Annotated in this window: 16 protein-coding genes; 10 read left to right on the top strand and 6 right to left on the bottom strand. The window is 57.9% G+C overall.

The annotated features are described in order from the left end of the window. Positions 1-147: 147 nt before the first annotated feature. Together AC3ISI_RS03920 and AC3ISI_RS03925 are read right to left on the bottom strand one after the other, a co-directional pair. Entirely contained in the window at positions 148-1749 is a 1602-nt protein-coding gene (locus AC3ISI_RS03920; protein WP_489335557.1) for an ABC transporter substrate-binding protein, read from the bottom strand. Positions 1750-2055: 306 nt separating this feature from the next. Continuing rightward, positions 2056-3681, bottom strand: coding sequence for an ABC transporter substrate-binding protein (locus tag AC3ISI_RS03925; RefSeq protein WP_489335558.1), 1626 nt, complete (start codon positions 3679-3681; stop codon positions 2056-2058). A 798-nt stretch (positions 3682-4479) separates the two neighbouring features. On the opposite strand from AC3ISI_RS03925, the gene AC3ISI_RS03930 reads away from it, so the two are divergent. Next, positions 4480-4839 carry a DUF6124 family protein gene (locus tag AC3ISI_RS03930; RefSeq protein ID WP_489335559.1) on the top strand — a complete coding sequence of 120 codons (360 nt, stop codon included), beginning with the start codon at positions 4480-4482 and terminating at the stop codon, positions 4837-4839. A 219-nt stretch (positions 4840-5058) separates the two neighbouring features. Here AC3ISI_RS03930 and AC3ISI_RS03935 read toward each other — a convergent pair whose 3' ends face one another. After that, a complete protein-coding gene (locus AC3ISI_RS03935) occupies positions 5059-5775 on the bottom strand; it encodes an SIMPL domain-containing protein (RefSeq protein ID WP_489335560.1) in 717 nt (238 codons plus the stop codon). 320 nt (positions 5776-6095) lie between these two features. Here AC3ISI_RS03935 and AC3ISI_RS03940 point away from each other — a divergent pair, with 320 nt between their 5' ends. From AC3ISI_RS03940 to AC3ISI_RS03955, 4 genes are all read left to right on the top strand, one after another. Further along, positions 6096-7358, top strand: a complete 1263-nt coding sequence (locus tag AC3ISI_RS03940; RefSeq protein WP_489335561.1) for an ATP-binding protein — start codon at positions 6096-6098, stop codon at positions 7356-7358. Continuing rightward, positions 7351-7911: a response regulator transcription factor gene (locus AC3ISI_RS03945; RefSeq protein ID WP_007942792.1), complete on the top strand. Its 561-nt coding sequence runs from the start codon at positions 7351-7353 to the stop codon at positions 7909-7911. The genes AC3ISI_RS03940 and AC3ISI_RS03945 overlap by 8 nt, the downstream gene beginning before the upstream one ends. Positions 7912-8007: 96 nt before the next feature. Then, positions 8008-9735, top strand: coding sequence for an ABC transporter ATP-binding protein/permease (locus tag AC3ISI_RS03950; protein ID WP_489335562.1), 1728 nt, complete (start codon positions 8008-8010; stop codon positions 9733-9735). Between the two features lie 175 nt (positions 9736-9910). Further along, a complete protein-coding gene (locus AC3ISI_RS03955; protein ID WP_201114895.1) occupies positions 9911-10660 on the top strand; it encodes a FadR/GntR family transcriptional regulator in 750 nt (249 codons plus the stop codon). 69 nt (positions 10661-10729) lie between these two features. Here the strand turns inward: AC3ISI_RS03955 and AC3ISI_RS03960 are convergent, their stop codons facing one another. From AC3ISI_RS03960 to AC3ISI_RS03970, 3 genes are all read right to left on the bottom strand, one after another. After that, on the bottom strand, positions 10730-11062 hold the full coding sequence (locus tag AC3ISI_RS03960) for a hypothetical protein (RefSeq protein ID WP_489335563.1): 333 nt from the start codon (positions 11060-11062) through the stop codon (positions 10730-10732). A gap of 239 nt (positions 11063-11301) precedes the next feature. Further along, entirely contained in the window at positions 11302-11493 is a 192-nt protein-coding gene (locus AC3ISI_RS03965) for a hypothetical protein (protein WP_489335564.1), read from the bottom strand. A 14-nt stretch (positions 11494-11507) separates the two neighbouring features. Continuing rightward, positions 11508-12812, bottom strand: coding sequence for a phospholipase (locus tag AC3ISI_RS03970; protein WP_489335565.1), 1305 nt, complete (start codon positions 12810-12812; stop codon positions 11508-11510). 243 nt (positions 12813-13055) lie between these two features. Between AC3ISI_RS03970 and kdgD the strand changes: the two genes are divergently transcribed. The 5 genes from kdgD (at position 13056) to AC3ISI_RS03995 (ending at position 19726) form a co-directional block, all read left to right on the top strand. Next, positions 13056-13967, top strand: a complete 912-nt coding sequence (kdgD, locus tag AC3ISI_RS03975; RefSeq protein ID WP_027924508.1) for a 5-dehydro-4-deoxyglucarate dehydratase — start codon at positions 13056-13058, stop codon at positions 13965-13967. 61 nt (positions 13968-14028) lie between these two features. After that, positions 14029-15474, top strand: coding sequence for an aldehyde dehydrogenase family protein (locus tag AC3ISI_RS03980; RefSeq protein ID WP_489335566.1), 1446 nt, complete (start codon positions 14029-14031; stop codon positions 15472-15474). 182 nt (positions 15475-15656) lie between these two features. Then, entirely contained in the window at positions 15657-17036 is a 1380-nt protein-coding gene (locus AC3ISI_RS03985) for an MFS transporter (protein WP_489335567.1), read from the top strand. Positions 17037-17047: 11 nt separating this feature from the next. Continuing rightward, entirely contained in the window at positions 17048-18601 is a 1554-nt protein-coding gene (garD, locus tag AC3ISI_RS03990; RefSeq protein ID WP_489335568.1) for a galactarate dehydratase, read from the top strand. Positions 18602-18784: 183 nt separating this feature from the next. Further along, positions 18785-19726: an AEC family transporter gene (locus AC3ISI_RS03995; RefSeq protein ID WP_489335569.1), complete on the top strand. Its 942-nt coding sequence runs from the start codon at positions 18785-18787 to the stop codon at positions 19724-19726. Positions 19727-19801 lie beyond the last annotated feature (75 nt).

A 19801-nucleotide genomic window follows, 5' to 3' on the forward strand; every position in this document is an offset into this window, starting at 1 on the left:
ATTAATGCCGGTCTTATTGGGTGATCCGGCTATTTTGTTTTGAACGCAAACAAAGCCTCGCAAACGTTTGCTGTACGCCGGACTGGCGAATTTCGGCAATACGCTTGCGTGAGGGCGCAATGCACCCCCAGCGTTCTGGCTAATCGGTTATTGGTCGATACTGACGCCCGAGAACACGTTGCGGCCGAAGGGGCTGACTTTGAACCCTTCGACTTTGGCGCTTAACGGCTGGTTAACCGTCGAGTGGGCGACTGGCGTGATCGGTACCTGCTGTTTGAGGTACTGCTGCGCCTGTTTGTAGAGCACGGTGCGCTGGTCCCGGTCAGTGACGACCTTGGCCTGCTTGATCAGCTTGTCGTAAGCCGGATCACACCACATGGAGTAGTTGTTGCCACCAATGGCGTCGCAGCTGTAAAGCGTGCCGAGCCAGTTGTCCGGGTCCCCATTGTCCCCGGTCCAGCCAATCAGGCTGATGTCGTGTTCGCCATTCTTGGTGCGCTTGATGTACTCGCCCCATTCGTAGCTGACGATCTTCACTTTGAGACCGATTTTTGCCCAGTCAGCCTGGAGCATTTCGGCCATCAACTTGGCGTTCGGGTTGTAAGGACGCTGAACGGGCATCGCCCACAGGGTGATTTCGGTGCCTTCCTTCACGCCGGCAGCCTTGAGCAATTCCTTGGCTTTTTCCGGATTGTAGGCGGCGTCTTTAATCGTTTCGTCGTAAGACCATTGGGTCGGCGGCATGGCGTTGACGGCCAACTGCCCGGCTCCCTGGTAGACGGCGTTGAGAATGCTTTGCTTGTTCACCGCCATGTCCAGCGCCTGACGCACTTCGAGCTGGTCGAAAGGCTTGTGCCGAACGTTGTAGGCGATGTAACCGAGGTTGAAGCCAGGCTTCTCGATGAGCTGGAGTTTGCTGTCGTTCTTCAGCGCAGTCACATCGGCAGGGCGCGGATGCAAGGTGATCTGGCACTCGTTGGCCTTGAGTTTCTGCACGCGCACCGAAGCGTCGGTGTTGATGGCGAAAATCAGGTTGTCAAGCTTGACCCGGCTCGGGTCCCAGTACTGCTTGTTGCCGGTGTAACGGATGTTGGAATCTTTCTGGTAACTCTTGAATACAAACGGGCCAGTGCCGATCGGCTTCTGGTTGATGTCGCTCGGCTTGCCGACCGCCAGCAGCTTATCGGCGTATTCGGCGGACAGGATGGCCGCGAAGCTCATGGCGATATTCTGGACGAACGCGGCGTCGACACTGTTGAGTGTCATGACCACGGTCAGCGGCCCGGTCTTTTCGACCTTGGCGATGTTCTTGTTCAGGCTCATCCCGTTGAAGTACGGGAACTCGGTCGGATAAGCCTTACGGAAAGGTTGTTGCGGGTCGAGCATGCGATTAAACGTGAACAGCACGTCATCGGCGTTGAAGTCGCGGGTCGGCGTGAAGTATTGGGTCGTATGAAACTTCACCCCTTCGCGCAGGTGAAAGGTGTACGTAAGCCCGTCCTCGGAAATATCCCAGCTCTTTGCCAGGCCCGGTACGACGTTGGTCGCGCCTTTTTCAAACTCTGCCAAACGGTTGTACAGCGGCTCGGCGGCGTCGTTATCGGTCGCAGTGGTGTACTGCGCGGTATCGAAACCGGCGGGGCTGCCTTCGGAGCAGAACACCAGACTGTTGTTGGCAGCCTGGCTGATGGTCGTGGCGGCCAACAGGCCAGTGCCCAGCAATGCGGATAAAACCAAGGTATGGCGCATGACGCTCCCTCTTATATTCACGAGTGTTTTGACAATGAGCCGCCGTCCCGTCCTGGAACGTGGAGGATCACTGATTTCAAACCCTGCTTGCAGCAAAAACCGATAGCCCACGCATGAGCTGGTCAGAACCCGACGGTAGGGGCCGTGGATCTGGCAGTAAATGCGTAGAGTCCTAAAGACTCGTAGGAAAAGGCAACGCATCCGACGCGACAGTAGTAGTGCGCGACGGAATTAGGTGTAAGAGATTTCCTACTTTATCGGCAGATAAAACAACGGCGACGTCAGAAACGTCGCCGTTGCAAAACCTTACTTGCTGACGCTGACGCCGTAGAAGGAGTTCAAGCCAAACGGGCTGATCTTGAAGTCCTGCACGTTGTCGCGCATAGGCTGGAACACCGTCGAGTGAGCGATAGGTGTCATTGGAACCGCGTCTTTGAGGACGTGTTGCGCCTGTTTGTACAGTTCGGTGCGCTTGGCCTGGTCGGTCGTGCGCTTGGCTTCCTTGACGATGCCATCGAACTTCTTGTCGCACCACTTGGAGAAGTTGTTGCCTTCCAGCGAATCGCAGCCGAACAGCACGTTCAGCCAGTTGTCCGGATCACCATTGTCGCCGCTCCAGCCAATCAGCATCGCCTGGTTTTCGCCACCTTTGGAGCGCTTGATGTACTCGCCCCACTCGTAGCTCTGGATCTTGACCTTGAGGCCGATCTTGGACCAGTCGGACTGCAGCATTTCTGCCATCAGCTTGGCGTTCGGGTTATATGGACGCTGTACCGGCATCGCCCAGAGAACGATTTCGGTGCCTTCTTTCACGCCGGCTTCCTTGAGCAGCTCTTTGGCTTTCTCTGGGTTGTACGGCGCATCCTTGATGGTGGTGTCGTAGGACCATTGGGTTGGAGGCATGGCGTTGACGGCCAGTTGGCCGGCGCCTTGGTACACGGAGTCGATGATCTGTTGCTTGTTGACTGCCATGTCCAGTGCCTGGCGAACCTTCAGGTCGGCCAGCGGGTTCGCATCGGTTTGTCCCTTGACCTTAGGCATCACGTTGTAGGCGATGTAACCCAGGTTGAAGCCGGCCTGGTTAGGCACTTTCAGGGTTTTATCTTCTTGCAGCGCCTTCAGGTCAGCCGGACGTGGGAACAGAGTGATCTGGCACTCGTTCTTCTTCAGCTTCTGGATACGCACCGACGGGTCGGTTGTGATGGCGAAGATCAGGTTGTCGATCTTCACGTCGTCCGGCTTCCAGTAGTCCTTGTTCCCGGTGTAGCGGATGTTGGAGTCTTTCTGGTAGCTCTTGAACACGAACGGACCAGTGCCGATCGGCTTCTGGTTGATGTCGGCGGCTTTGCCTTCTTTCAGCAGCTGGGCTGCGTACTCGGCGGACTGGAGCGAGGCGAAGCTCATGGCCATGTTCTGGATGAACGCGGCATCAACTTCCTTGAGGGTGAACTTGACGGTTTTGTCGTCGACTTTATCGACTTTGGTGATGTTGGTGTCCATCCCCATGTCGGTGAAGTACGGGAATTCGGTCGGGTACGCTTTGCGGAACGGGTCATCCTTGTTAATCATGCGATTAAAGGTGAACAGCACGTCATCGGCGTTGAAATCACGAGTCGGCTTGAAGTACGGGGTGGTGTGGAACTTGACGCCGTCGCGCAGGTGGAAGGTGTACGTCAGACCGTCCGGGGAGATGTCCCAACTGGTCGCCAGACCAGGAATCACGGCGGTGCCGCCACGTTCAAACTGAGTCAGACGGTTGAACATCGTTTCCGCAGAGGCGTCGAAGTCGGTTCCCGTGGTGTATTGACCTGGGTCGAAACCAGCCGGGCTCCCTTCGGAGCAGAACACCAGGTTAGTCGCGGCTTGGGCGAAGGGTGCGCTAGCTAACAAGCTGGCGCCGAGCAAAAACGGAATGACCGCGTGTTTAAGCATGGTGGCCTCATGATTGTGGCTTTTTTGGAATTATAGGACGACCTCGTGAGTCGACCCTGCGGATACTTATGCAGGGGCCATACCCAATGCAAGATCCTGATCGAGCATAGGCGTTAAACAGTGGCACGTACGTACCTTAATGTCGCATATGTATAAATTCAGGCGCATTTGACCGTTTGCGCTGGGTTTTTTCGGTGCAATCGGCGCACCGATGCAGGGCGGTACGAGCCTGTAGCGCACCCGATTGAACGCGGTGTTACTTATTGATACCCACGGTTTGGGGGCAACTGCCGCTGTTTTCGGTAGCGCCTTAGGGATGATAGAACATGACTGCTACCCCGTATTTGTTTGTGTCCACATTTCCAAAAGGTGGGAGCTGGCTTGTCGGGTCGCCGCATCGTTGCGATGACGACCTGACAGCCAACCAGCCCTTTCTGCTATCCCCGATTTATATTCATCCTGCTTTTATATGTTTAGCAATGTGTAAAAAACAAAGAGCTTTCCCACGCATTTTTCAGGTTGCCGGGTAGGAAGCCCTGTCTCTAATCTCCCGCTGTCGCTGCAAAAACAGCGACCGGGCGTGAGATCCCCGGCAATTAGTATTCATCTAGCGCCAATGCAACCATAATTGGCGTCAGCTTATCTGCTGCCTGTAAATGCGTCATGGCGGCTGTGTGCGGGCAGACTTCGGTCTGGCCGGGTGCCTACTACCGGTGATCTCACTCTGCACATAGCTGCCACCTCTTCGCCGCTTGAGATCCGGCGAAAGGATGGCTCCCGTTACCAGTAGGAGTTTCCATGGATAAGTTAATCCCCGATCCGCCCACCACCCCCGAAGCCGAAGACTTACGCCCCGAGACGTTGCTCAAAGACCGCGAAGCCATAAAACGCGCCCTCGACTATTACCTCGATCCCCCGTCGCAATACACCGAAAAACCCCGCCGCCCCAGCACGATGTACATGATCGCCCCGAACATGGACACCGAAAGCCTCCTGGCCCAAGCCTGCGAGTCACTGGCTTCGGCGAGTGTCATGGCCAGTGAATTCGCCACTAATCTGATCGGTCCGCAGCGAAGTACGGCGATGGCGATTCAGCAGATCATCATGTTGGCGGAGTTGGCGGTGAATCGGGCGTTGGATAACGTCGATCCGGCATAGACCGCGTTATCGTTCATCGCGAGCAGGCTCACTCCCACAGGGAATCTTCTTTATTTCACTAATTATGTGAACACTAGAGATCAACTGTGGGAGTGAGCCTGCTCGCGATAACGGCAGATCCCTCACCAAAGGACTGAAGGGTTCACCCTCGCCTTTGGCAGACAACAAAAAAACGGCGATCACTCCAGTGATCGCCGTTTTTGTGTACGTGTTAATGAATCAAGGCATCAACACTTCAATCGACCCGTCCGCCGTCATGCTGACCTGACTCGTGCCCGCCTCGACATCCGGTGTCACCGGCGCTGCATCCATCGCGGCGGCTTTCATCATCATTGGCCCGCGCATGTACGGTTGTGGATAACCGTTGCTGTTCAGGTTCAGGTTAACGATTTTGTAGCTCTTGCCGCCCAACGCATCCGTCGCCAATTGCGCGCGAGCCTTGAAGGCGGTTACGGCATCTTTGAGCAGTGCATCTTCACTGGCCTTGCGCGTCGGTGTGGCGATGGCGAAGTCCATGCCGCCCATTTTCAGGTCGGTGAGCAGTTCGCCGGTCAGTTTCGACAGGGCCGCGAAGTCCGAGCTCTCCAGGCGCAGTTCGGCGCGTTCACGCCAGCCCGTGATTTTCTGGCCCTTGGTGTCGTAGATCGGGTAGCTGTTGCGGCTGCCCTGGCGCAGGGTGATGTCCTTGACCTGTTTGGCCTGGGCCAGCGCTTTGTTCATGGTTGTGCTGACGTCGGCGGCGAGTTTGGCCGGGTCGGTGTTTTGGTCTTCGGTGTAAAGAGTGACGATCATCAGGTCGCGCGGCACTTCCTGGCTGACTTCGGTGCGTAAGGAAATCTGGTTGTAGTGCAACTCGTCGGCGGCAAGGGCCGGGAGGTTGGCAAGGCTGCCTACGCTCAGGGCGAGAAGGGCGGTGCAGCGGCGCAATGTGTGCATGAAAGCTCCTTGGGCGTTGCGCAGGTGTTAGGTCCGAACCTGCATGAAACCATCAGACTCTAGCTTTGATGATCCGGTTCGCACAGTTACAACTTCTATACAGATGGGGAGAAGGTGACCGCTGCGCGGTCAATCGCGGGCAAGCCACGCTCCCACATTGAAATGCGTTCCCCTGTGGGAGCGTGGCTTGCCCGCGATAGCGGTCTCATAGACGCCAAAATGCTTTCTGCCATGTGGCGCTTTGCCGCACTTTTGCCTGCCAGCCCCCGCGCTTGGTTATACTCCATGCGATCCGCCTGGAGCGCTCATCAGGAGAGCTCATGCTCGCCCCCGTTCAAATCACTTCTGCCACTCGCCAGAACCTCTGGCGGCTGACGTTCATCCGCACATTAGTACTCGCCGCTCAGGCCGGTTCCGTGGGATTGGCCTACTGGTTCGACCTATTGCCGCTGCCGTGGGTGCAGCTGGCAATGACCCTCGGGTGTTCGATGCTGCTGTGCGTGTTCACGGCGGTTCGACTGCGTACGACATGGCCAGTAACCGAGCTCGAATACGCGCTGCAACTGGCCTGCGACTTGTTTATCCACAGTGCCCTGCTGTATTTCTCCGGTGGCTCGACCAACCCGTTCGTTTCTTATTACCTGGTGCCGCTGACCATCGCTGCGGTGACGTTGCCATGGCGCTATTCGGTGATTCTGTCTGGTATCGCGTTGACGATGTACACCTTGCTGCTCGTACGTTTCTATCCACTGCAAACCTTCCCGATTGCCCGGGAAAACCTGCAGGTCTACGGGATGTGGCTGAGCTTTGCGCTGGCTGCGGCGGTGATTACGTTTTTCGCCGCGCGCATGGCTGAAGAGCTGCGTCGTCAGGAAGAGTTGCGCGCCATTCGTCGTGAAGAAGGCCTGCGTGATCAGCAATTGCTGGCCGTAGCGACGCAAGCGGCTGGTGCGGCTCATGAACTGGGTACGCCGCTGGCGACCATGAGCGTGTTGCTCAAGGAGATGCGTCAGGACCATCACGACCCGTTGTTGCAGGACGATTTGAGCGTGTTGCAGGATCAGGTCAAACTCTGCAAAGAAACCTTGCAGCATCTGGTGCGCGCCGCCGAGGCCAATCGCCGCTTGGCGGTGGAGATGCAGGACGTCACCGATTGGCTCGACGAAGCGCTGAATCGCTGGCACCTGATGCGCCCCGAAGCCAGTTATCGCTTCCAGCGCTTGGGCCAAGGCACCGTGCCACGCATGGCGCCGCCGCCGGACCTGACCCAAGCGCTGCTGAATTTGCTGAACAACGCCGCCGATGCGTGCCCGGAAGGGCTGCAAGTGACGCTGGACTGGAACGCCGAAGACCTGACCATCAGCATCCGCGACCACGGCGCAGGAGTGCCACTGGCCATCGCCGAGCAGATTGGCAAACCGTTTTTTACCACCAAGGGCAAAGGTTTCGGCCTGGGCCTGTTTTTGAGCAAGGCCAGCGTGACACGCGCCGGCGGCTCAGTGAAACTCTACAGTCATGAGGAAGGCGGTACGCTCACCGAGCTGCGCCTGCCCCGTGTCGCCCGAGGAGACGAACATGAGTGACGAGATCCAAGTAGAAGGCGAAGAACTGCCGCATTTGCTGTTGGTCGACGACGATGCAACCTTCACCCGCGTGATGGCCCGCGCCATGGCCCGCCGTGGTTTTCGCGTCAGCACCGCAGGCTCTGCCGAAGAAGGCCTGACCATCGCCCAGGCCGATCTGCCGGATTACGCCGCGCTGGACCTGAAAATGGACGGCGACTCGGGTTTGGTCTTGCTGCCCAAGCTGCTTGAGCTGGACCCGGAAATGCGCGTGGTGATCCTCACCGGTTATTCGAGCATCGCCACCGCTGTCGAAGCGATCAAGCGCGGCGCCTGCAATTACCTGTGCAAACCGGCGGACGCGGACGACGTGCTGGCCGCGCTGCTGTCCGAGCACGCCGACCTCGATACCCTGGTGCCGGAAAACCCGATGTCGGTGGACCGCTTGCAGTGGGAACACATTCAGCGCGTGCTGACCGAACACGAAGGCAACATCTCTGCCACGGCCCGCGCCTTGGGCATGCACCGCCGAACCCTGCAGCGCAAACTGCAGAAACGTCCGGTCCGCCGCTGAACGGACGCTGAACGATCATCGCCAGCCCTCGCGATAACCCGAGCCGATCAACTATGATCGGTTCGTGTGTGTTCTTTTCCCTATCGAGCCTTATCCATGAATCAGAACGCTGAATATTCCGCGGTCAACGATGCCGTGCGCGGGCAGTTTTTCCGCAAAGTCTGGGCGATCATCACGCCCTACTGGCGAAGTGAAGAGAAGGTCAAGGCCTGGACCCTGCTGATCGCGGTGATTGCGTTGTCGCTGATCAGCGTGGGCATCTCGGTGTGGTTCAACACCTGGTACAAGGATTTTTACAACGCCTTGCAAAAGAAAGATGAAGCGGCCTTCTGGCAGCTGATTCTGTATTTCTGCGCGATTGCGGCCGTGGCGATTGTCGGCGCGGTCTACCGGCTTTACCTGACGCAGATGCTGACCATCCGCTGGCGGGCCTGGCTCACCGAAAAGCATTTTGCCCGCTGGCTCGGTAACAAAAACTACTACCAGTTGGAGCAGGGCGGTTACACCGATAACCCGGACCAGCGGATTTCCGAAGACCTTAATAACTTCACGTCCAACACCCTTGAGCTGGGTATCGGGCTGTTGCGCAATATCGTTAGCCTGGTGTCGTTCTCGATCATTTTGTGGGGCGTGTCGGGCAGTATTGAAGTCTTCGGCATCACTATTCCAGGCTACATGTTCTGGTGCGTACTTGTTTATGCAGTGGTAGGCAGCTGGTTGACGCATTTGATCGGTCGTCGCTTGATCGGCCTGAACAATCAACAACAACGCTTTGAAGCCGACCTGCGTTTCTCCATGGTCCGGGTTCGCGAAAATGCCGAAAGTATCGCGCTGTACAACGGCGAACCGAACGAAAATCGTCGCTTGAGCAGCCGTTTCGGAATGGTCTGGCACAACTTCTGGGACATCATGAAAGTGTCCAAGCGCCTGACGTTCTTCACGGCCGGTTACAGCCAGGCCGCGATCATTTTCCCCTTCATGGTCGCGGCGCCGCGTTACTTTGCCGGCAAGATCGAGCTCGGTGATCTGATGCAAATCAGCTCGGCATTCGGCAACGTGCAGGAAAGCTTCAGCTGGTTTATCAGTGCGTATCAGAACCTCGCCTCATGGCGTGCCACCTGTGATCGTCTGCTCAGCTTCCGTCAGGCCATGACCGACAACGAAGAGCGCCAGGCGGCGATCGACGTACAGAATCAGGGCGATGAACTGAAGATTCATAACCTCGGCCTCGATTTGGCGGACGGTCGCCACTTGCTGACCAACGCCGATATGGCGGTTGAAGAGGGTGAGCGCGTCATGCTCAGCGGTCGTTCCGGCAGCGGCAAGTCGACCTTGTTGCGTGCCATGGGGCATCTGTGGCCGCGCGGCCACGGCAGCATTCGCCTGCCATCGGCGCGCTACCTGTTCCTGCCGCAAAAGCCTTATCTGCCGATTGGCACCCTGCGTGAAGCGTTGAGTTATCCACAGGCTGGCGATACCTACCCGCACGAGCGTTACGTTCACGTGCTCGAAACCTGCCGTTTGCCGCACCTCGTTTCACGTCTGGATGAAGCGAACCACTGGCAGCGCATGCTCTCGCCGGGTGAGCAGCAACGTTTGGCGTTTGCTCGTGCGCTGCTGTATGCACCGCAATGGCTGTACATGGACGAAGCGACCTCGGCGATGGATGAAGAGGACGAAGCGTCGCTGTATCAAGCGTTGATCGATGAGTTGCCGGGGCTGAGCATTATCAGCGTCGGGCACCGTAGCAGCTTGAAACGTTTCCACCCACGGCATGTTCGTATCGAGAGCGGCCATTTGGTGGACCAGACCGTGACCGCATAAACACCGTAAATCCCTGTAGGAGCAAGGCTTGCCCGCGATGGCCACAACTCGGTCTATCCGAACGACCGCGTTATCGTTCATCGCGGGAAAGCCCTGCTCCTACACTGACGGTGATCGTACAACCGCGTTGAGCTATGATGCGGTTTCAGCCGAATTTTCGAGAAAGATGTTCACCATGGAAAACCCGATCGACGCACCACGCCTCCCTCGCAAGCGCCGCAGCCTCGCACAGGAATTGGTGACGGTGCTGTCCGAGCAGATCCGCGACGGTCACCTCAAGCGCGGCGATAAATTGCCCACCGAGTCGGCGATCATGGATGCCCATGGCGTCAGCCGCACCGTGGTGCGTGAAGCGATTTCCCGCTTGCAGGCAGCCGGGCAGGTTGAAACCCGTCACGGCATCGGCACCTTCGTGCTCGACACCCCGAGCCCGAGCGGTTTCCGTATTGATCCGGCAACGGTGGTCACCTTGCGTGACGTGTTGGCCATTCTGGAATTACGCATCAGCCTCGAAGTGGAGTCTGCCGGCCTCGCCGCGCAACGCCGCAGCGCCGAGCAGTTGGCGTTGATGCGTGCCGCGCTGGACGCCCTGAACGAAAGCGCTTCCCATGCCAGCGATGCGGTCGCCTCGGACTTCCAGTTCCACCTGCAAATTGCCCTGGCGACCGGTAACCGCTACTTCACCGACATCATGACCCACCTGGGCACCAGCATCATTCCGCGCACGCGGCTGAATTCGGCGCGCCTGGCCCATGATGACCAGCAGCACTACATGAATCGTCTGAGCCGTGAACACGAAGAAATATACGACGCCATCGCCCGCCAGGATTCCGATGCGGCGCGGGCGGCGATGCGCTTGCACCTGACCAACAGCCGCGAGCGGTTGCGCCATGCGCATGAAGAGGCTGAGGCGCAGCGGGGGTAAATGCTTGGCGTGCGGTCGAGGCCGACGCCTTTTGCTGCAACACAAAGGCGCCCAGCTCAAGTTGACGGGTTACTCTACAATCGGTGCGAAAACCACCTCAGAGTAATTGTTTTCAATTGAGTATTTGATCGTTGCCGTTTTGCCCGCATGCAGCTTGAAGCTCGCGTTATCGAGGATGAACTTGAGTTCTGTCCCCTCGACCAGTTTGAACTCACTCCAATCCACCCCGTTAATCACGCTGAAATGGGCAGTAAGTTTTATGCCTTGGGTGAAGGGGGTTGTGTCGACTTTGATCACCACTCCGGCGCTGTTATTACTCACGGAAATCTTATTGTCAGGGAGAGCCTGACCTTCGCGATTTTCCAGAACGGGAGCGGGTAGGGGTTTTAATTGAGTTGTCATGATCAGCGGTCCTTTACTGGTTTGGGGGGCATGCGCTACCCGCCATTTATGCTATTCACTGCACTGCCAGACTACTGTCAGGAATTACAGTTCCGACGAGTGGTGAAGGAGTAAAGGCAGTTGCCCGCGAAGAGTCGCGAGCAGGCTCGCTCCCTCAGGAGATTTTCAGTAACCACACTATGGGTGTTCACCCTCGATCAATTGTGGGAGCGAGCCTGCTCGCGATGGGGCCATTAGCTTCAGCCAGTTTTCAGAATCGAACGATCCACCCGCACGGCCAACTGTGCCGTCGTAGATTTAACATCGAACGTCACACTTCCATGTTGATCCACAACCCCACGAGCAATCGGCATCCCTTTGGACAACAACTCCAGCGGCGCCCCCTTAAGCGATTGCCCCGAAGCCAGTTCCAGTGTCAATTTGATAGTCATCATCGATCTCCTTATCAGGCAACGTTGCCAGTGGGTGCGTAGTCCTTGAGCAGCAAGTAAGTGCTCCAGCCCCACCAGTCGTCAATGGTGGCGGTATCGTTCAAGTTATTGACGTCCTTGCGTCGCAGCACTTTGTTGCCCTCGACCTTGAACAGTGGCGAGAAGTTACCCGCCGGGTTCAGCACGGCTTGCAGGTCCGGCAACTTTTTCAAGGCGCTGAAATTGCCGGGCAGCGGTGCGACGCCGCTGAGGTACGCCGCGAAGATTTCGTCCGCAGAAAGCTGTACCGCTTGATTAACCTGAAGACGGTTGGCGCTGTCGATCGCATCGAAATAACGCTTGTCGCCGTAGGCTCGCCATTGGTCGCCGTGGCCATTGCGCACATTGAGGCCGAACTTGCTGTCTTCATCGTGCATGAAGCGGGTGATCAGCGAGCCCAGGTCGCTGGGTGTGACCACCGCGGCCAATTGCTTGCGCGGTACGCGCAGATGGCCAGCGGAGAACAGGTCGGTCAGGTAGTGATCAGCAAAAGCATTCATCGCGTAGGCGATTTCCAGCTGTTTTTCATCACCACTGTTTTTCGCCAGCACCGCTTGCTGCACGGCTGCTGTGTGGCCTGCGATATAGGCTGCCAGTGCCCCTTCGGCAAAGTGGTCAGAATTGTTCGCGGCTAGCTTCAGATAGCGCCCTAATGGGAACAGCGCCGAAACAAAACTGCCGCCACCGGTAATCTTATTCCACTCTTCCGACAACCTATCTCCGAGAGCGTCATAGGCCTCGTGAGGTTGTTTACCGTCCCGGATCGCCTGGTTAACCGCGGCGATTTCCTTTTGCATGACGGCGAGGATCTGCTTCGCCTCGGCATTGGAAGCCGGTAGAACGGCGAGGGAATTAAAGGCACTGGCGAAACGCTGGATGCGATCTGCAGGCGTCGCGCCATCACTGATGGGCTGATCGGGAATGCCATAAAAATCACCCCCCAACGCAATGGCCTGGCCATAGGTCAGTGCCAGCCCGTTGGGCAGGTGCAGCTCAACCTGTGCCGCTGGAATGGCGGGGGCATCCTTGACGAAACGCAGCAGCGTGGTGTCGCCGATTGCGGTGTGTTCACCGCTCTCGAAACGCAGCTGAGGCTGGCTTTTCAGAGCATGCACGGATGCTGTGGCGGGCGGTTGAGGTGCAGCATTGTGTTGCTCGCCAAGGCGCAGAACCAAGTGTTCGTTGGCGCCGATGGTGATGCCGTCTTCGGTAAAAAGATCATCCAGATTGGCAACGACCTGATTGGGGGTTTCTTGCGACTTTGTGAGTAGACCTGACATTTCTTTCTCCTTGATATGTCATCGGTACGAACTTTATTTAACTGTATATGCATACAGTTGTCTCGATCTTAGGTGAGAAATTTCCTACGTCAAGAAAATACTCGTCCCACACAAAATCAGCGGACGGCGATGAAATGCAGTTGACGGTTTTTATTTAAGTTGTACGATGACCTACAACTCGGCGGAAGCTGAACAGTTCCTCACACACACACACACAAACGTGCTACCCAGGGTGTTCGAATAATGAATCCACAAGAACTGAAGTCCATCCTCTCTTCCGGTCTGCTGTCTTTCCCGGTTACCGATTTCAATGCTCAGGGCGACTTCCATCGCGCGGGCTACATCAAACGTCTCGAATGGCTGGCCCCATACGGCGCCACGGCATTGTTCGCCGCGGGCGGCACCGGTGAGTTCTTCTCTCTGGCGGCCAGCGAATATTCGGAAATCATCAAGACCGCCGTCGACACCTGCGAAACCAGCGTGCCGATTCTGGCCGGCGTCGGCGGTTCGACCCGTCAAGCCATCGAGTACGCACAGGAAGCAGAGCGCCTGGGCGCCAAAGGCTTGTTGCTGCTGCCGCACTACCTGACCGAAGCCAGCCAGGACGGCGTTGCCGCCCACGTTGAAGCCGTGTGCAAATCGGTGAAAATCGGCGTGGTGGTTTACAACCGTAACGTCTGCCGCCTGACCGCTCCGTTGCTGGAACGTCTGGCCGAGCGTTGCCCGAACCTGATCGGCTACAAGGATGGCCTGGGCGATATCGAGCTGATGGTGTCGATCCGTCGCCGCCTCGGTGATCGTTTCAGCTACCTGGGTGGTTTGCCGACCGCCGAAGTTTACGCCGCGGCTTACAAGGCTTTGGGTGTGCCGGTTTACTCCTCGGCGGTGTTCAACTTCATCCCGAAAACCGCGATGGATTTCTACCACGCCATCGCTCGCGAAGATCACGCCACCGTCGGCAAGATCATCGACGACTTCTTCCTGCCGTACCTGGACATCCGTAACCGCAAAGCCGGTTACGCAGTGAGCATCGTCAAGGCCGGGGCAAAAATCGCCGGCTATGACGCAGGTCCTGTGCGTGCACCGCTGACCGATCTGACGGCCGAAGAGTACGAAATGCTCGCCGCTCTGATCGACAAGCAAGGTGCGCAATAACACATCCGATTTAATAAGGCCGCTGAGTGATCAGCGGCCTTTTGCGTGAGGAGAACATTCCGTGGCAGATGCAAAGCGTTTTGATAACTACATCAATGGTGAATGGGTAGCGGGCAGTGATTACTGCGCCAACATCAACCCGTCCGAACTGACCGATACCATCGGTCACTACGCCAAAGCCGATCTGGCTCAGGTCCACGCCGCCATCGACGCCGCTCGCGCCGCGTTCCCGGCCTGGTCGACCTCGGGCATTCAGGCACGTCACGACTCGCTGGACAAAGTCGGTACTGAAATCCTCGCCCGTCGCGAAGAACTCGGCACCTTGCTGGCCCGTGAAGAAGGCAAGACCTTGCCTGAAGCTATCGGCGAAGTGACCCGCGCCGGTAACATTTTCAAGTTCTTCGCTGGTGAAACCCTGCGTCTGTCCGGCGACTACCTGCCGTCGGTACGCCCGGGTGTGAACGTTGAAGTGACCCGCGAAGCATTGGGCGTGGTTGGCCTGATCACTCCATGGAACTTCCCGATCGCAATCCCTGCGTGGAAAATCGCTCCAGCCCTGGCTTACGGCAACTGCGTCGTGCTGAAGCCGGCCGATCTGGTGCCGGGTTGCGCCTGGGCCCTGGCTGAAATCATCTCCCGCGCAGGCTTCCCGGCTGGCGTGTTCAACCTGGTGATGGGCAGCGGTCGTGTGGTTGGCGATGCGATGGTGCAGAGCCCGAAAGTCGACGGCATCAGCTTCACCGGTTCTGTGGGTGTCGGTCGTCAGATCGCAGTTAGCTGCGTCTCCCGTCAGGCCAAGGTTCAGCTGGAAATGGGTGGCAAGAACCCGCAGATCATTCTTGACGACGCCGACCTCAAACAAGCGGTCGAGCTGTCGGTACAGAGCGCGTTCTACTCCACTGGCCAGCGTTGCACCGCTTCGAGCCGTTTCATCGTGACTGCCGGCATCCACGACAAATTCGTCGAAGCTGTGGCCGAACGCATGAAGTCGATCAAGGTCGGCCACGCGCTGAAAGCTGGCACTGACATTGGTCCGGTCGTCTCACAAGCGCAGCTTGAACAAGACATGAAGTACATCGACATCGGCCAGTCTGAAGGTGCACGTCTGGTCAGCGGCGGTGGTTTGGTGACCTGCGACACCGAAGGCTACTACCTAGCGCCAACACTGTTTGCCGACAGCGAAGCCGCGATGCGCATCAGCCGCGAAGAAATCTTTGGTCCGGTGGCCAACGTGGTTCGCGTTGCCGATTACGAAGCAGCGCTGGCCATGGCCAATGACACCGAGTTCGGCCTTTCGGCGGGTATCGCGACCACGTCGTTGAAGTACGCCAACCACTTCAAACGCCACTCCCAGGCCGGGATGGTGATGGTCAACCTGCCGACCGCTGGCGTGGATTACCACGTTCCATTCGGCGGGCGTAAAGGTTCATCCTATGGATCCCGCGAGCAAGGTCGCTATGCGCAAGAGTTCTACACCGTGGTGAAGACCTCTTACATCGGTTCCTGATACACGCAATACCTGTGCGAACCGGCTTTTGTGGGAGCCGGGCTTGCCCGCGATGCAGGCACCGCGGTGTGTCAGTCACACCAAGGTTATGCTATCGCAGGCAAGCCAGCTTCCACAAAAAGCCGGCGCCTACTGAACACCGTTATTACCCGCATAAAAATAATCAGTGGGAGTACATCTACATGCAAGCGACCAAGCCGACTCACGTCCGCTATTTGATCCTGCTCATGCTTTTTCTGGTGACCACGATCAACTACGCCGACCGGGCCACTATCGCCATCGCGGGCTCCAGCCTGCAAAAAGACCTCGGCATCGACGCGGTCACTCTCGGCTATATCTTCTCTGCATTCGGTTGGGCCTACGTGGCCGGGCAAATTCCCGGTGGCTGGTTGCTGGACCGTTTCGGCTCGAAAAAAGTGTATGCACTGAGCATCTTCACCTGGTCGCTGTTCACCGTGCTCCAGGGCTACGTCGGCGAATTTGGCATGTCCACGGCGATTGTTGCGCTGTTCATGCTGCGCTTCCTCGTCGGTCTGGCCGAAGCGCCATCCTTTCCTGGTAACGCACGCATCGTCGCGGCCTGGTTCCCGACCGCTGAACGCGGTACTGCGTCTGCAATCTTCAACTCGGCGCAATACTTCGCCACCGTGCTGTTCGCACCGCTGATGGGGTGGATCGTTTACACCTTTGGCTGGCAGCATGTGTTTATGGTGATGGGCAGCATCGGCATCGTGTTCTCGCTGATCTGGCTGAAAGTTATCCACAGTCCGCGCCAGCACCCCATGATCAACGAGGCCGAGTTCAAGCACATTGCCGAGAACGGCGGCATGGTCGACATGGACCAGGAAAAAGGCAAAGGGCAAGCCGCCGACAAGGCTGCTGAAGGTCCGAAATGGGACTATGTGCGTCAGTTGCTGACCAACCGCATGATGCTCGGCGTGTACCTGAGCCAATACTGCATCAACGCCATCACCTACTTCTTTCTGACCTGGTTCCCGGTGTACCTGGTGCAAGAGCGCGGCATGACCATCCTCAAGGCTGGTTTTATTGCCTCGTTGCCGGCGATCTGCGGTTTTATCGGTGGTGTGTTGGGCGGTGTGATTTCCGATTACCTGTTGCGCAAAGGCCATTCCCTGACCTTCGCCCGCAAGGCGCCGATCATCGCAGGCCTGCTGGTGTCCAGCAGCATCGTGGCGTGCAACTACGTCGACATCGAATGGATGGTCGTGGGCTTCATGGCTTTGGCATTCTTCGGCAAAGGCGTGGGCGCATTGGGCTGGGCGGTGGTGTCCGACACCTCGCCAAAACAGATCGCCGGTTTGAGTGGCGGCCTGTTCAATATGTTCGGCAACATCGCGTCGATCACCACCCCGATCGTGATTGGCTACATCATCAGCTCCACCGGCTCGTTCAAATGGGCGTTGGTGTTTGTCGGTTGCAACGCACTGGTGGCGGTGTTCAGCTACCTGGTGATCGTCGGTCCGATCAAACGTGTGGTGCTCGAAGAGCCGCCTGTCAGCGGTCCTGAAACAAACAACAAATTGTCACAAGCGCATTCCTGAGGAGCGGCGTCATGCAGTTGATTGAACATTCCGACTCGCCGCGCTACATCCGCCTGCACGAGCGGGACAACGTAGTGATCGTGGTCAATGACCAGGGCGTGCCAGCCGGCACCGAGTTTCCCGATGGCCTGGTGACTGTGGACTTCGTGCCACAGAGCCACAAAGTCACGCTGGAAGACATTCCAGAAGGCGGGCAGGTGATCCGTTACGGCCAGACTATTGGCTACGCGTTGCAGCCGATTCCGCGCGGCAGCTGGGTCAAGGAAGATCAACTGCGCATGCCCACCGCGCCACCGCTGGACAGCTTGCCGCTGTCCACCGAAGTGCCGGCGGCGCAGGCACCGCTGGAAGGCTTTACGTTCGAGGGTTACCGCAACGCCGACGGCACCGTCGGCACGCGCAACATTCTGGGGATTACCACCACGGTGCAATGCGTCACCGGTGTGCTCGATCATGCGGTCAAGCGCATCAAGGATGAATTGCTGCCCAAGTACCCGAACGTCGATGACGTGGTCGCGATCACCCACAGTTACGGCTGTGGTGTGGCGATTACGGCGGCCGACGCGTACATCCCGATCCGTACCGTGCGCAACCTGGCGCGCAACCCGAACCTGGGGGGCGAAGCGTTGGTGATCAGTCTGGGCTGCGAGAAGTTGCAGGCTGGGCAGGTGATGCACGAGAACGACAGTTCTGTGGATTTGAGCGAGCCGTGGTTGTACCGCTTGCAGGATTCGAGTCACGGTTTCACCGAGATGATCGAGCAGATCATGGCGCTGGCCGAAACCCGTCTGAAGAAGCTCGATCAGCGTCGCCGGGAATCCGTGCCGGCGTCCGAGCTGATTCTGGGCATGCAGTGCGGTGGTAGTGATGCGTTTTCCGGGATCACCGCCAACCCGGCGTTGGGTTATGCCTCGGACCTGTTGCTGCGTGCCGGTGCGACGGTGATGTTTTCCGAAGTGACTGAAGTGCGCGACGCCATCTACTTGCTGACCTCCCGCGCGGAGACTGAAGAAGTCGCGCAGGAGCTGGTGCGGGAAATGGACTGGTACGACCGCTACCTGGCCAAGGGTGAAGCGGATCGCAGCGCCAATACCACGCCGGGCAACAAGAAGGGCGGGTTGTCGAACATCGTCGAGAAGTCCCTGGGCTCGATCGTCAAATCGGGCAGCAGCGCGATCAATGGGGTGCTTGGCCCTGGCGAGCGCTTCAAGCGCAAAGGGCTGATCTTCTGCGCGACCCCGGCCAGTGATTTTGTCTGCGGGACGTTGCAATTGGCGGCGGGGATGAACCTGCACGTGTTCACGACCGGGCGTGGCACGCCGTATGGTTTGGCGATGGCGCCGGTGGTGAAGGTGTCGACTCGGACCGAACTGGCGCAGCGCTGGCCGGATTTGATCGACATCGATGCCGGGCGGATTGCCACTGGGCGCGCTTCGATCGAGGACCTCGGCTGGGAGTTGTTTCACTACTACCTGGACGTGGCCAGCGGCAAGAAACAGACGTGGGCCGAGCAACACAAGCTGCATAACGACATCACCCTGTTCAACCCGGCGCCTATCACCTGATACCGCGTTATCGTTCTTCGCGGGCAAGCCTCGCTCCTACAGGATTGTGTCGTACGTATTTTCCGCGAACGACTTAAAACTGTAGGAGCGAGGCTTGCCCGCGAAGGCGTTCTACCAGACGCCAACGTCCCCAGTGGCTTATCATTAGCCCCCTAACGACGCTCACCCAAGGTTCCCTCCGGCATGCTGGCTATCTTCCTCGAAACCCTGAACATCACCGCGCCGGTGTTTGCCATGTTGTTTCTGGGGGTGTTGCTCAAGCGCATCAACTGGATCAACGACAACTTCATCCACACCGCGTCGGCCCTGGTGTTCAACGTCACCATGCCGGCGTTGTTGTTTCTGGGCATCTTGCATGCCGACCTCAACGTCGCGCTACAACCGGCGCTGCTGATCTACTTCTCGATTGCCACGCTGGTGAGTTTCGCCATTGCCTGGGGCTGGGCAATCTGGAAGTGCCCGCGTGAAGACCGGGGGATCTACACCCAAGGCGCGTTCCGCGGTAACAATGGGGTGATCGGCCTGGCGCTGGCGGCGAGTATGTACGGTGATTACGGGATATCCCTGGGCGCGATACTCGCGGCGCTGGTGATTCTGTTCTACAACACGCTCTCGACCATTGTGCTGGCGGTGTACAGCCCGGTGATCAAGTCCGATCCGTGGAGCATCTGCAAAAGCGTGATGGGCAACCCCTTGATCATCAGCGTGTTTGCGGCGGCGCCGTTTGCCTATTTCAGTATTGGCTTGCCGGGCTGGCTGGAGAAATCCGGGCAGTACCTGGCGCAGACCACTTTGCCGTTGGCGTTGATCTGCATTGGCGGCACGCTGTCGCTGGCAGCGCTGCGCAAGAGCGGAAACATGGCGCTCAGCTCAAGCCTGGTGAAGATGATTGGCCTGCCGGTACTGACAACCCTTGGGGCCTGGCTCTGGGGTTTTCGTGGGGCGGAGCTGGGGATTCTGTTTCTGTACTTTGGCAGCCCGACCGCTGCGGCCAGTTTTGTCATGGCCCGGCAGGCCAATGGCAATTACGAACTGGCGGCGGCGATCATTGTGATCACCACATTGATGGCAGCGGTGACCACCAACATCGGTATCTTTTTGTTGCAGTGGGGCGGGTGGATTTAGCTTCAGGATCTGCGGCGTTCTGTAGGGCCTCATCGCGAGCTTGCTCGCGATGACGGCAGACCTTTCACCACAATT

This window comes from Pseudomonas sp. GL_139_B (assembly GCF_057834475.1).